13 protein-coding genes are annotated in these 13,624 nt (G+C 62.8%); 1 reads left to right on the forward strand and 12 read right to left on the reverse strand.

Annotated elements, in window-relative coordinates:
- The 3 genes from AC5E6N_RS01650 to AC5E6N_RS01660 are packed head-to-tail and all read right to left on the reverse strand — an operon-like array spanning position 1 to position 3,975.
- Positions 1–786 (reverse strand): carnitinyl-CoA dehydratase, encoded by a 786-nt coding sequence (locus AC5E6N_RS01650; RefSeq protein ID WP_491746166.1) that lies wholly within the window; start codon positions 784–786, stop codon positions 1–3.
- A gap of 1 nt (position 787) precedes the next feature.
- Entirely contained in the window at positions 788–2,815 is a 2,028-nt protein-coding gene (locus AC5E6N_RS01655) for an acetate--CoA ligase family protein (protein ID WP_491746167.1), read from the reverse strand.
- Positions 2,815–3,975, reverse strand: coding sequence for an acyl-CoA dehydrogenase family protein (locus AC5E6N_RS01660; RefSeq protein WP_491746168.1), 1,161 nt, complete (start codon positions 3,973–3,975; stop codon positions 2,815–2,817). Before AC5E6N_RS01660 ends, AC5E6N_RS01655 begins: the two co-directional genes overlap by 1 nt.
- A 77-nt stretch (positions 3,976–4,052) precedes the next feature.
- Between AC5E6N_RS01660 and AC5E6N_RS01665 the strand changes: the two genes are divergently transcribed.
- Entirely contained in the window at positions 4,053–4,994 is a 942-nt protein-coding gene (locus AC5E6N_RS01665; RefSeq protein WP_491746169.1) for a GlxA family transcriptional regulator, read from the forward strand.
- Between the two features lie 16 nt (positions 4,995–5,010).
- Here the strand turns inward: AC5E6N_RS01665 and AC5E6N_RS01670 are convergent, their stop codons facing one another.
- From AC5E6N_RS01670 to AC5E6N_RS01710, 9 genes are all read right to left on the reverse strand, one after another.
- Positions 5,011–5,508, reverse strand: coding sequence for an OsmC-related (seleno)protein (locus AC5E6N_RS01670; RefSeq protein WP_491746170.1), 498 nt, complete (start codon positions 5,506–5,508; stop codon positions 5,011–5,013).
- A 5-nt stretch (positions 5,509–5,513) separates the two neighbouring features.
- Entirely contained in the window at positions 5,514–6,536 is a 1,023-nt protein-coding gene (locus AC5E6N_RS01675; RefSeq protein ID WP_491746171.1) for an SMP-30/gluconolactonase/LRE family protein, read from the reverse strand.
- Positions 6,536–7,462, reverse strand: a complete 927-nt coding sequence (gene kce / locus AC5E6N_RS01680; protein WP_491746172.1) for a 3,5-dioxohexanoate:acetyl-CoA acetone transferase — start codon at positions 7,460–7,462, stop codon at positions 6,536–6,538. The genes AC5E6N_RS01675 and kce overlap by 1 nt, the downstream gene beginning before the upstream one ends.
- A gap of 26 nt (positions 7,463–7,488) precedes the next feature.
- Positions 7,489–8,265: a cyclase family protein gene (locus tag AC5E6N_RS01685; protein WP_491746173.1), complete on the reverse strand. Its 777-nt coding sequence runs from the start codon at positions 8,263–8,265 to the stop codon at positions 7,489–7,491.
- 29 nt (positions 8,266–8,294) lie between these two features.
- Positions 8,295–9,608: a TRAP transporter large permease gene (locus AC5E6N_RS01690; RefSeq protein ID WP_491746174.1), complete on the reverse strand. Its 1,314-nt coding sequence runs from the start codon at positions 9,606–9,608 to the stop codon at positions 8,295–8,297.
- On the reverse strand, positions 9,595–10,158 hold the full coding sequence (locus AC5E6N_RS01695; protein ID WP_491746175.1) for a TRAP transporter small permease subunit: 564 nt from the start codon (positions 10,156–10,158) through the stop codon (positions 9,595–9,597). The genes AC5E6N_RS01690 and AC5E6N_RS01695 overlap by 14 nt, the downstream gene beginning before the upstream one ends.
- A 55-nt stretch (positions 10,159–10,213) precedes the next feature.
- Complete coding sequence (locus AC5E6N_RS01700) at positions 10,214–11,275, reverse strand: C4-dicarboxylate TRAP transporter substrate-binding protein (RefSeq protein WP_491746176.1); 1,062 nt, start codon at positions 11,273–11,275, stop codon at positions 10,214–10,216.
- Between the two features lie 67 nt (positions 11,276–11,342).
- The gene (locus tag AC5E6N_RS01705; protein ID WP_491746177.1) at positions 11,343–12,011 is read right to left on the reverse strand and encodes a TetR/AcrR family transcriptional regulator; all 669 of its coding nucleotides are present in this window, start codon (positions 12,009–12,011) and stop codon (positions 11,343–11,345) included.
- 131 nt (positions 12,012–12,142) lie between these two features.
- Positions 12,143–13,606 (reverse strand): di-heme oxidoreductase family protein, encoded by a 1,464-nt coding sequence (locus AC5E6N_RS01710; protein ID WP_491746178.1) that lies wholly within the window; start codon positions 13,604–13,606, stop codon positions 12,143–12,145.
- Positions 13,607–13,624: the final 18 nt, after the last annotated feature.

Raw genomic sequence — 13,624 nt, forward strand, 5'->3', positions numbered from 1 at the left:
CTATTTCCCTTTCCAGACGGGATCGCGTTTTTCCGCGAATGCGCGGGCGCCTTCCTGCTGATCTTCAGAGCGGTAGAGCCTTTCGACGGTGGCAAACTGGCTGCCGGTGATGCGGTTCATGGCGTCCTGGAACTTCATGTCCTCCGCCTCGCGCACGATTTCCTTGATTGCGGCGTAGACAAGCGGCGGACCGGAGGCGAGCAGGTCCGCCAGCTTACGCGCCTGCGCCAGAAGGTCGGCGGCGGGATGGACCTGATTGATCAGCCCCCAGCGGGCGGCCTCCTGCGTGTCGATCCAGCGTCCGGTCAGCAGCATTTCCATGGCGATGTGATAGGGGATGCGCCTGGGCAGTTTGATGGACGCGGCATCGGCCACGGTTCCGGAGTTTATCTCCGGGAGCGCAAAGGTGGCGTGTTCCGCGGCCAGAATGATGTCGGCGGAAAGGGCAAGCTCCAGCCCGCCGCCGCAGCAGATGCCGTTCACCGCCGCGACGACCGGCTTGTTGAGACCGCGCAATTCCTGAAGCCCGCCAAAGCCGCCGACGCCGTAATCGCCGTCGACGGCATCCCCGCCCGCGGCCGCCTTCAAATCCCAGCCGGCGCAGAAGAACCGTTCGCCGGCCGCCGTCAGCAGCGCAACGCGCAGGTCCGGATCGTCGCGAAATTCAGTGAAGACGTCACCCATGATGCGGCTCGTCTCAAGGTCAATGGCGTTTGCCTTGGGCCGGTCCAGCGTCACCTCGAGCACGTGCCCCCGGCGTTCGGTCCTGATTGGGTCATCGGTCATTTCAGTCTCCGATCCTTATGAGCGCGTCCGCGACCACGGCCCCTCCGGCGCCGCATATCAGCGGGTTGATTTCAATCTCCAGCGGACGCGCGTTTTCCACATAGGTCTGCACCGCCATCACGGCATCGAGGATGCTGTCAATGTCGGCGGGCGGCGCGCCCCGGTATCCGGCCAGAAGCCGCGCGACCTTCAATTTGCCCAGCGCCTCTTCCACCTCGTTTCGCGCGCTCGGCACCAGCATTGAGACGCTGTCCTCCAGGAGCTCGGTCAAAACGCCTCCGGCAGCCAGGGTGAGGACGTAGCCATGGGCCGGATCGGCAACCACGCCGATCAGCAATTCGGCGACGGCGTCCGTGATCATTTGCTCGATCAGGAATTCCCGCGCCTGCATCCCTGCCGCCGCCGCCTCGACGGCCTCGGCGTCTTGCAGGTTCAGCGCCACGGCGCCGGCTTCGCTTTTGTGCGCAAGGCCCTGCCCCTTCAACGCAACCGGAAAGCCAAGGCCGTTTGCCGCCCGCGCCGCCGAGACCGGGTCGTCCGCACGCGCCGCTTTCGGAATACGCAGCCCTTGAGCCGCGAGCACCGCCTTGGCGTCGGCCTCAAGGAGCGTGCGGCTTCCCGCCGGTCCCGCCGGCGGCATCAGCGGCGCGGCGACATCGGTGCGCCGACCGAGTTGAGCGGCGATTTCCATCGCCGCGATTGCCTCGGCCATGCCGCAGAAGGCCATGATTCCCATCCCCACGAGGCGCGCGGCAACGGCTTCAGGCATGGTTTCGGGGAGCGAGCTCAAGATGGCCATTGGTCGACCGACATCGGCCTGCACGCGGGCGACCGCGTTGATGACCGGCTCCCAGTCCGAAGCCTTGCAGCGGTCGTCGCGCGGAAAATCCAGAACCACGCAACCGATGGCCAGATCGCCCTGCATCATGGCTGAAAACGTCGCCGCGAGCGCGTCCTCGTCGCCCCAGATATAGGTGTGGTAGTCCAACGGGTTCGCGAGCGCGACTTTGGGGCCCAGTGCGGCGCCGAGACCCGACCGCTGATCCTCATTCAGGGCCGGAAATTCCACCGCGCCGCCATGTGCACCGTCCGCCATCAAGCATGCCTCACCTCCCGAACAGGACATCGACGCGATCCGGTTGGAGGTCAGCGGACCGACGACATGCAGCAGTTTCAGCGTCTCGAGAAAGACCGGCAGCGTGGCGGCCCGGCCGATCCCGAAGCGTTGAAACAGCGCCTGCGCCCCGGCATCGCTGCCGGCCAGGGACGCCGTGTGCGATACCGTCGCGGAGCGGGCCTGATCGGACTTGCCGGCCTTGAGCACGACAACGGGTTTGTCGAGGGCGCGCGCCGCCCGGGCCATTATCTCAAAGCTGCGCAGATCGCCGATGCCTTCAATATGCAGGCCGAGGGCCGTCACGCGTTTATCGTGCAGAAGTTCCAGCGCAATCTCCGAGAGGCCCGTCTGCGCCTGATTTCCGGCGGTGACCATATAGGCAATCGGCAGGCCGCGGGTCTGCATGGTCAGATTGATGGCGATGTTCGAGGACTGCGTGACGATCGCCACACCTTGCCCGACACGCGCGCCGCCGTGCTGGTCCGGCCACAGCGCCACGCCGTCCAGATAGTTCAAAAGACCGTAGCAATTGGGGCCGAGGACGGTCATCCCGTTGGCCGCCTCGAGCAGCGCGGCCTGCTTTTTCGCACCGTCGCCCGTCTCGGCCTGCGCTTCGGAAAAACCGGAGGCGAAGCAGACGGCGCCGCCCGCACCCCGCCTGGAGAGGCTGCCTACGGCCTCGATCGCCAGATCCCTGCTTATACCGATAAAGGCAGCGTCCGGCGGCGACGGAAGGCTTTCGATATTCGCGTGCGCCGGCACTCCGCCGACCGTATCGCGCCTTGGATGCACCGGCCATATATCGCCCTCAAAACCGATCCTGCGGCATTGGTCGATCACATTCGCGCACCAGACGCCGCCGCCGACGACGGCGATACTGCGCGGCCGCAGAAGGCGGTCGATCCCGGACATCAGGCCCCCAGCGGCCGCAGAAGATCGCGGCTGATGATATGGCGCTGGATTTCCGACGTGCCGTCCCAGATCCGCTCAACCCGGGCATCGCGCCAGAACCGCTCGATCGGAAAGTCGTCCATCAGGCCCATGCCGCCATGGATCTGCAATGCGGCATCCGTCACGCGAGCGAGCATTTCGGAGGCATAGAGCTTGGCGCTGGCGATTTCGCGGTTCGACGGCAGGCCCTCGTCCAGACGCCAGGCGGCCGACAGCATGAGCCAGTCGGCCGCGTCGATCTCAGTGATCATGTCGGCGATCTGAAAACCGACGCCCTGGAACCTTCCGATGGGCTGGCCGAATTGCTCGCGTTCGGCGGCAAATTTCAGTGCGTAGTCGAAACAACGCCGCGCCCGGCCGACGCAAAAGGCCGCAACGGTCAGGCGCGTCGCATAGAGCCATTCATTCATCACCGCAAAGCCGCCATCGACCGCACCGAGAACCTGGCTGTCCGGCAGGCGGCAATTGTCGAAATAGAGGATATAGTTCCTGTAACCCTTGTGGCTGACCGAATTGTAGCCGTCCTTCACCTCAAAACCCGGCATGCCCCGATCCACCAGGAAAGCGGTGAGGCGCTTCTTCGGGCCCTTGGGGGTTTCATCGACGCCCGTGGCAACAAACACGATGAAGAAGTCGGCGTGCTCGGCACCTGAAATGAAATGCTTGGTTCCGTTGACCAGCCAGTCTGCACCGTCGCGCGTCGCGGTGCATTTCATGCTTCTGACGTCCGATCCGGCATCGGGCTCGGTCATGGCCAGTGCATCCATGCGCTCGCCGCGCACGGCGGGCAGCAGGTAACGCTCGCGCTGCTCGCCCTCACAGGCCATCAGGATATTCTGCGGACGGCCGAAGAAATGCGTCAAAGCCATGGAACCGCGGCCGAGTTCACGCTCGACCAGCGAAAAATCGAGGTGGCTCAATCCGGCGCCGCCGACCTCCGGCGGAAAATTGCAGGCATAGAAGCCGAGATCGATGCATTTGCGCTTGATCTCCTGCGCCAGCTCCGGCGGAACCCGGCCGGTCCTTTCGACCTCGGCCTCATGCGGATAGATCTCGCTTTCCACAAAACTGCGGACGGTCGAGACGATCATCTCCTGTTCATTGGTGAGGCCGAATTGCATGGCTTTCCTCCCGGCACGGCATCTCATTCCTCATAGCGCATTTGACACCTGCCATGATGCGGAGTTAGACAGAAATCATGCGAAATTGGCACCTGCAGGCAATGGAAGCCCAGGACGTCGCGGTCCTGCTTTTTCCGCGATTTTCCAATCACTGTCTGGCGAACGCCATCGAGCCGCTGCGCGCGGCCAACGCGTTTCTCATGCGGGACTTTTACCGTTGGCGTTTTGCCACGCTGGACGGCAAGGCGGTCGAATCGTCCAGCGGTCTGCCGGTGCTGCCCAATTGCAGGCTTCGCGATCATCCGGGCGGAACGTTCCTGTTTGTCGTCTCAAGCTACGATGTGCAGGCCTACGCGGTCGGCGCCACGTCCCGGGCACTCAACGCGGCGGCGGCGCGCTTCCGGAACGTTGTCGGCATGGACACCGGTGCCTGGCTCATGGCCCGGGCGGGACTGCTCGAGGGCCGCCGCGCCACCATCCACTGGGACGAGATCACCGCGTTCTCGGAGGCGTTCGACGATGTGGATGCCGTGACGGAGCGTTTTGTGATCGACGGCGATCGCATGACCTGCGGCGGCGCGATGACGGCGTTCGATCTGGTTCTCGAACTGATCAGCCGCACCCATGGCGAGGCCGTGCGGCTGGAGATTTCCTCGTTCTTCCTGCACCAGTCCACGCAGCGGCCGGCGGATCAGACATACCGGCGCGGCACATCGCAACTGGTTGAGGAGTGCATTGCCTTGATGTCGTCGCGGCTTGAACGGCCCATGAGGATCGGCGACATCGCGGATCAGTTGCAAATCACGCAGCGCGCCCTCACCCGCGCGTTCCGGGCGGAACTCGCGGCCGCGCCGATCACCGTTTACAAGCATCTCAGACTGAATGCCGCGCGCCGCTACGCGGAGCAGTCATCCTATTCGATCTCGGAGATCGCCGTGCGATGCGGCTATCGCAATGCCGCGGCCATGACGCGCGCCTTTGTCGAACAGCACGGCAAGCCGCCCAGCGCCTTCCGCTGAAGCGGCGCATAGCGACTCAGACCGTACGCCATCCCCCGGCGGTTTTCATACGGTGGTTGATGGTGTTGGCGACACCCAGCGTCTGCTCGACAAAACAGCCCTTCTTGGCGGTTTCGATCAGTTCGACCACACGGTCTTCCGGGTCGGGACTGTCGATCAGCACGTCGATTTCAAACGCCTTGGGCGCGGTCTCGTAAACACGTCCGACGGCGTGCCAGTTCCACTGGACACGGGTTTCCACCTTGAGGTCGTCGAGCGATACGCCGAGCCGTTTCGCAAAGGCCCGTATCTGGGTCATGATGCAGCCGGTGAGCGCACCGACGAACATCGCAAGGGGCGGCGGCGCGCTTGCATCGCCTCCGTGAAAGGCGCCCTCGTCGGTCGCCAGTTCGAAGCGTTCCTCGAACGGCTTGACCATGCGCACATCCATTTCGTTGCGCATCTTGCCGACGGCCTGGCCGTGACAGTCGAATTGTACAACAGCCTTTTCAGGCATCGTGCCGGTTTCGCTCATGATCTTTATCCTTCGTTCCAGTGAACCATCGGTAAGCCGGCAACCGGCGAGCGGAACCAGGGGATCGTGGTTCCGCGCAGGCTGCCGATGTAAACATTCTTCAGATCCGGTCCGCCGAAGGTGACGCTCGCCATCCACGGCGCGATGGATCCGCCGCAGGCAACGGCCAGATCAGGTGTCACCCGGTCCTCGTCAAACGCCTTCAACAGAGCCTTGCCGGGCTGCGAGCCGTGGTCGTCGTCAAGGATGATCTGCAGGTCGCCCTCCGGCGTGATAGCAAAGATGCGGTCGGTCATCACATGGGTGCCCCACAAATTGCCGAATGCGTCAAAGGCGATGCCGTCTATGAAGGCCTTATGGTCGGAGGGGCCGAATGTCTGGCGTTCGCTGAGCGCGCCGCCGTCGCCGACACGCATGCGGGTTATTCTGCGCGCCGTGGTCTCGGCGATGTAGAGCCATTCCTCATTGGCATCGAGGCGGATCTCGTTGGTGAAGGCGAAACCGTCCGCAACGATCCTGAGGCCGCGTTCGTCGGCAAGCGCGATGAAACCGTCGCGAATATCGGGGCTGATCGCATCCATCCAGTTGGGTATTTTTGTCGACACCGTGAGCCAGATCCGGTCCTTCGAATCGCGCAGCACGAAGTTGACCTTGCCGATCGCCGCCCCGTCGATCGTATCGTGAAGCACCCGGGTCTCGCCGGTGCGCTTCATGATTTCCAGCCGGTCGGTGCCGAAATTGGAGATCAGGATGTCGCCATTGCGGGCAAAGGCGAGGCCGTTCGGCAGGGTTCCGGCGGTAAAGCGGGTCGCCTCATCGGTTGCGTCGGCGAAATCGGTCTTTTCGGACTGGGTAATGATCTCCTGGCTGCCGTCGGGCCTGATATGGACAACGCCGCCGCGGGCATCGGCCGACCAGAGCGAGCCGTCCGGCTCCGCCAGGATGCATTCGGGCCTTTGCAGATCGTGACCGATGGACCGGATGTCCGCCGGATCGACCTCAAAACCGATGATGGGGTTGCCGGCCATCAGAACCTGACCTGATCGCCGCCCTTGAGATCGAGAATGGCGCGCGCGTCATCCGGCGTTGCGATCTCCATGCCCAGCTCCTCGAGGATTGTCCTGATCTTTGCGACCTGCTCGGCATTCGATCGGGCAAGCTGACCCTTGGCGATGAAGAGCGAATCCTCCAGCCCGACGCGCACATTGCCGCCGAGCATCGCGGCCTGGGTGATGAACGGCATCTGGAAACGGCCGGCGGCAAGCACCGACCAGACATAGTCGTCGCCGAAGAGCCGGTCGGCCGTCTGTTTCATGAAGAGGACATTTTCCATGTCCGCGCCGATGCCGCCGAGAATGCCGAAGATGGACTGGACCAGGAAGGGCGGCTTGATCAGGCCCGCATCGACAAAGTGGGCGAGATTGTAGAGATGGCCGATATCGTAGCATTCGTGCTCGAAACGGGTGCCGCATCCCTCGCCGAGATGCTGCAGGATCATGCGGATATCCTTGAAGGTGTTACGGAAGATGAAATCTTCACTGCCCAGAAGGAACTCCTTTTCCCACGGATGTTTCCATCTTTCATATTTATCGGCGAGCGGATGCAGGGAGAAGTTCATCGAGCCCATATTGAGCGAACACATTTCCGGCTCGGCGCGCAGCGGCGCGGCCAGCCGCTCCTCAACCGTCATGCCGAGCCCGCCGCCGGTGGTGATGTTGATGACGGCATTGGTCGATTGTTTGATGCGCGGCAGGAACTGCATAAAGACATCCGGGTCCGGCGTCGGCCGGCCGTCGTCCGGATTGCGGGCATGCAGATGGATGATCGACGCGCCGGCTTCGGCCGCCGCCACCGACTCGCTCGCGATCTGATCCGGTGTGACCGGCAAGGCATCCGACATGGTCGGCGTGTGAATGCCCCCGGTGACCGCGCAGGTCACAATCACTTTTTTCATTTTTTTCGCCATGATGTCCTCCGCTGTCAGTCGTCGAATATGGCGACGGCGCGCGTGAAGCCGGCCGAGCCGCCTTTGATCTTGTAGGGGAAGCAGGCAATCTCGTAGCCCGTCGGCGGCAGGCTCTCCAGATTGGTCAGCTTTTCGATGTGGCAATAGCCGATGTCCATGCCGGCCCGGTGGCCTTCCCAGATAATCCCGGCGTCCCGCGTGCGTTCGTACTCCTTCGCCGTATGGATGAAGGGCGCGTCCCAGCTCCAGGCGTCCGTTCCGGTGACACGGACGCCGCGTTCGAGCAGGTAGAGCGTTGCCTCGCGCCCCATGCCGCAGCCGCTGGAGACGTAATCTGGCTTGCCGTAACGGGCTCCGGCCGCCGTGTTGACGACGACGATATCGAGCGGCTGCAGATCGTGCCCGATGCGCGAAAGCTCCGCTTCCACATCGGCGGCTGTCGCCACGTAGCCGTCTTCAAAGCGGCGGAAATCGAGTTTTACGCCGGGCTGGAAGCACCATTCCAGCGGCACTTCGTCGATGGTGATCGCACGCTCGCCATTGTTCATGGTGGAATGGTAGTGATAGGGCGCGTCGAGATGGGTTCCGTTATGGGTGGTGATGCGCAGTTGCTCTATTGCCCATCCCTCGCCGCCCGGCAGATCGGCCTTTTCAAGACCCGGAAAGAACGCCGTCACCTGATCGGCCGTCATCTGATGATCGAGATAGTCGATCTCCGGCAGCATGACCGGCGGGTCGGAGGCGATATCGGCTTCCAGCGGCACGGACAGGTCGACAATTCTTCGCGGCATCTTACTCTTCCTCAAGCAACAGGGGCGGCCTAACGTCCAAGCGGCAGGGTGGCCAGCGACGGAAACACCAGGATCAGGACGAGGACCAGAAGCATCATCAGCGCAAAGGGCGCGGCGCCGGCAAAGATGTCGCCAAGCGATATGGTGTCGTCGTTGAGCGCGGATTTGATCACGAACACGGATATGCCGAACGGCGGCGTGAGCAGACCGATCTCCACAGCCAGGACCGTGACGATGCCGAACCAGATCAGGTCGATATTCATGGGCTGGATCACCGGCAGCATGAGCGGCACCAGAATCAGCATGATGGACGAGGAATCCAGTATGGTTCCCATCACGATGACCAGGATGATATAGGCGATCACGACGCCCCAAAAGCCGATATCGGCCTCGGCGACAAAGCTCCCGAACTCACCCGGCGCGCCGGAAAGCGCGAGCATGCGCGAATACATCTGAGCGGCAATGATCAGGAAACAGACAGCGGCGGTGACAAGACCGGTATCGGTCAGCACGCTCCAGAAATCCTTCCAGGTCAGCGAACGGCGGATCAGGCCGATGAGTATGGAGCCAAGGCAGCCGACCGCGCCGGCCTCGATCGGCGTGAACAAGCCGGCATAGATACCGCCGAGCACGAGCATGATGAGGGCGACGATGGGGAACCCCTTGTTGAAGAGCTCACGGCCGGAAAGCAGGTCCTCGTCGCCATCGGAGAGATTATGCCCGATGAAGCCGGGCCAGAAGCGCGCCATCGCATAGACGCCGAGGCCGAAGATCAGCGCCAGGAGCAAGCCGGGGATCACACCGGCAATGAAGAGATCGCCGACGGACTGCTCGGTCAAAAGTGCATAGAGGATCAAGAGCAGGCTGGGCGGTATCAGCATGCCGAGCACAGATGAGCCGGCGACAACGCCGACGGAGAAGCGTTTGGTATAGCCATGACGGACCATTTCCGGCACCGCTATGCGGGTAAAGACGGCGGCCGAGGCAATGGAAATGCCCGTGATCGCCGCGAATATGGCGTTCGCGCCGACCGTGCCGATGCCGAGACCGCCGCGAAAGCGGCGGAACATCTGGTTCGCCACCTCGAAGGCGTCCCGGCCCATGCCTGTGACGGACACGACGTAGCCCATCAGCACAAAGAGCGGCACGACGCCGAAAAAGTAGCTGGATATCGTTTCCGATGCGGCGAGCGCCAGCAGCTTACCGGCGAGGATGGGCGAGCCCTTCATCATCCAGACCGCCGCATAGGAGACCACCATCAGCGCCAGCGGCACATACATGCCGACATAGACGAGGAAGACCATGACCGCGAGCGCGGCAATACCGATCTCAAACGGGGTCATGACCGGCCTCCATATCGCCCGTATCGCTGCTGCCGCCGGTGTAAACAAGGATCGCCGCACGGATGGCGGACATGGCGAGTTGCAGCAGCAGCGCCGTACAGCCGATCAGGACAATCAGCTTGACCGGCCAGATCGGCGCTATGAAATCGCCTACCGTGCCAACGAACGTGTCGCGGTCCCAGGCCTTGACGAAGAGCGGATAGCTTGCCTGAAGCAGAACCGCGATGATGAAAAAGCCGGCCGAACAATAAATGAGTTCCAGAACGGCACGCACGCGCGGAAGCCTTCTCCGCAGCGCATCGATCAACGCGTCGGTGCGGGTGAACCGGCCCATGCGAAAGGCCTGGCCGACCTGCAGGAATACGATGGCGACAATCGACATACTGACGAGTTCCGGTACACCCGATATCGGTGCCAGGAACACGCTGCGGCCGATCACATCGGCATTGATGAGGATCATCAGCGCCACGATCAGCACGGTTCCAAGCACGTTCAAAGCCGCAGTCGCGCGGTCAATGACGGCCTGCAGGCGGTGAAGCAGTGTCATCATGGATCATATTCGACCGAAAGGAGCACCGGCGAGAACGCCGGTGCATAAGAGGTGGCTATTCCTTGTCCCAGTTGCGAACCGGCGTCGCACCGGCATGGCGCATTGCGTCCATATAGGCGGAGAGAACCGACGTGCCCGGCTTGCCCTCGCCGTCGAGCTGAGCGGCCCAGTTCTTGGCGACGTTTTCCATACCCCTGGCCCAATTCATACGGAATTCCGGCGACACCTCCGTGATGGTCGCACCGTTGGCCCGCATGGTCTCAAGCGCCGCGGAGATCGCCGCATCAAGCTCTTCATGATAGGCCTTGCGTTGTGCGACGCCGCCACGCCTCAATGCGGTTTGCAAAGCCTCAGGCTGGGCATCGAACCAGTCCTTGTTGGCGGCGATGCCGCCGGCATATTGCGCGCCGAAGCCGACCTTGGTGACAAAGGGGGCGACCTCGTACAGCTTGCCAGGCACGGCGGCGGTGGCGAAGACGATAACGCCGTCGTACACGCCTGTCTGGAGTTCATTGTAGTAGGTGGTCAGGTTGCCTGACACGCCGACCGCACCGGTACCCTTCAACCAGTTCACCGCCGGTCCGGGCGCACCGATTTTCTTGCCTTTCAAGTCGTCAAGCGATTTGACCGGAAAGTTGGTCATCAGCAGGTAGTCGTCAATGCCGATGGCGGCGCCGAGATATTCGAGATTATTGTCTTCCCAGGAACGCCGCAGTTCCGCGTTCTCCTCATGCAGCTTGTCCATCAGGTCGGAGATGGCAGTCGCGTTGCTGGAGACGAACGGGGTGAAATAGGTCACGTTCTGGGGCGACAGCTTGGCCGCCTCGAAGAGGCTCGAGACTAGGCCGATTTCGGCCAGCCCCGCTTCCACCGCTTCAAGCACACCACCGACCTTGGCCAGTGAGCCGCCGTAATGTTCGGACCAGTTGACGGTAATATCGCTGCCTTCCAATGCCTTGTTCACGGTCGGGATGAAGGTCTGGTTGACGTGTTTGACCCACCGGAACACGGGCGGGTGCCCGGCCGCGACGGTAATGTTGACGGTCTCGGCCTTTGCGGCGAGCGTTGCGCCCGCCAGGACGGCCGTAGCCAGCAGTGTCGACATGAGACGTTTCATTTGTTTCCTCCTGATCATGCCTCTTCCCAAATACAGGCCGGCAAACGCGGCCCGAATAAAGCCTCGTCTATTTCTCCCGCACCGAAACCAGCGCCCTGATCCCCGCGCACGCAAAGGCCACCACCATGGACACCGTTTCCTCGGTATTGCCGTCATCGCACAGCCCGTCGGACAAACGCGCGGCGCGGCCCGTACGCGCCATGACGGAGAGCGCAACGCTGATTGCAAAAAGATAGCCGCGCACCGCTCCGGCGTGCCCGATATCGGGCAACACCTTCATGATCGCGTCAATGGAGCGACGGGCAACCGGGTTGTAATATTCTTCCACAAGCCCCTGCGAGAGACGGTCGGCCGAGTTGTTCAAATAGACGATCAGCCGCGCATAGTCGGCACCGCCGCGCTTTTGATCATGGCCGAGCTCGATCGTCGGCCGCAGGATCGCCTCGACCAGTTCCTCAAGGGTCGGCGTTTTGCCGTCGAAGAGCGTATCGAGCGCCGCATGACGCCTGCCGTTGATGTCACCGGACCGGCGTTCCATCACGGCGGAAAAGAGCTGTTCCTTGTTCTGGTAGTAATAGTGGATCATCGCCTGGTTGACCCCGGCGTTCCGGGCGATGGCGCGAATGGATGCGCCACCGAACCCGAAATCGGCAAACGCATGCTCGGCAGCATCAAGGATTGCCTTGCGGCTGTTTTTCTGCCTTGGCCGCTGCTGCGTCTGCATGTCAGACAGCATCCGTCCTCCCGATCGCGTCCACACCACTTCCAATATTGTTTATTAAACGTTTGATTAAATCGGAAATCCTGTCAAGCAACCCAAAGTTGTCCGGGCCGCCACTTCGGTGCAGCCATGCAACGCGGCAGCGGTTAAAGCGATTTCAGGAATTTCAGCAGAGCGGCACGTTCCTGCTTCGGCATCGCAGCAAACGCATTGCGTGCACCGCCGGCTTCACCACCATGCCATAAAACGGCTTCGGTCAGGTTGCGCGCACGCCCGTCATGCAGATAGGCGCCCTCGCCGAGAACGGCCTCGGTCAGGCCGATGCCCCAGAGCGGTGCGGTTCGCCATTCGCGCGCAAGCGGATCGGGACCGGGATCGGCAAGCCCCTCGCCCATATCGTGCAGCAGGAAGTCCGAATAGGGCCAGATAAGCTGAAAGGAACCGGGGCCGCCGGCCGGATCGCGCAGCGTGACAAATTTCGGCCGGTGACAGGACGCACAGCCTGCGCCGTAAAACAGTTCCTTGCCCTTCAGGACCTGCGGATCGCCGACATCGCGCCGCGCCGGGACGGCGATGTTCGCACCGTAGAAGGCGACAAGATCGAGCGCCGCATCGGACACTTCCACATCATCGGACCGGGATTGCGCGCCATGGGGCGCGGACAGGCAAAGCGGCTGCGCCTTTGTGCAGTCGCCTGTATGATCCGGAAACAATGTCGTGGACAGGCCGATATCGGCATGGAATGCCGCTGCGGCCTGCGCACGCACCGAGGGCTGCGACGCCTTAAGACCGAAACGTCCGGCGACCACCGGACCGTCATACGGTTCATTGAGACGGTTCAAACGCCCCGAAATGCCGTCGCCGTCGCGGTCGTCCGGGTCTTCAAGGGCTTTCAGGTCACTCAGCGCGATCCGTTCGATCAGACCAAGGCCGAGAAGCGGCGGGGCCAGCCGCGGCAGCAGATTCGTGTCCGGACCCAACGGGCCATAGGCAAGCCCGGACACCTCGTAAACCGGCTTTCGCAGCGTAACCCGCGTTCCGTCGTCCAGGCGGACCGGAACGTCCTCGTAGGAAACGACCACCCTTGCCTCGGCGGCGTGCCCCTGGACGGCCCGGTGCTGCAATTGTGCGCCATAGGTCTCGTGCGGCCGCTGACCGGACCGAAGCCCCAGAACGAGCGAGCCCGGCCCTCCGGACGCATCGGGGCCGAGGCCGCGGCCGTTGCCGATGTGGCAGCTTGAACAGGCGCGGGCATTGAAAAGCGGGCCGAGCCCGTCCGACGCCTTGGTGGAGGCAGGCGAGGACACCCAGAGCTTGGCGAACAGCGCCTCGCCAAGGTTGAAGTCTCCCCGCTCCTCGAAGGAAAGGTTCGCCGAAGGGGCCGCGAATGCTGTCTTTGCCGGGGCGTTGCGGACCGTCGCCGCGCCGGCCGGCATCGCCTCAAAGCGCTCGGGCTTTGAAAAGTCCCGCGCAGGCCGGGTGACCGTTTTTACGCGTGCGCGATCCGAGACACTCAGGTCGTCGCGCTGCGCCAGCGAATGTGCCGCGGCAAAGCCGATCGCGGGCGCAGCGAGAACGGCCGATGCGAGCAGGTACCGAAGGACCGGCAATCCGTTCTCCCGCACCGG

It is taken from the genome of Hoeflea sp. (genome assembly GCF_984452065.1).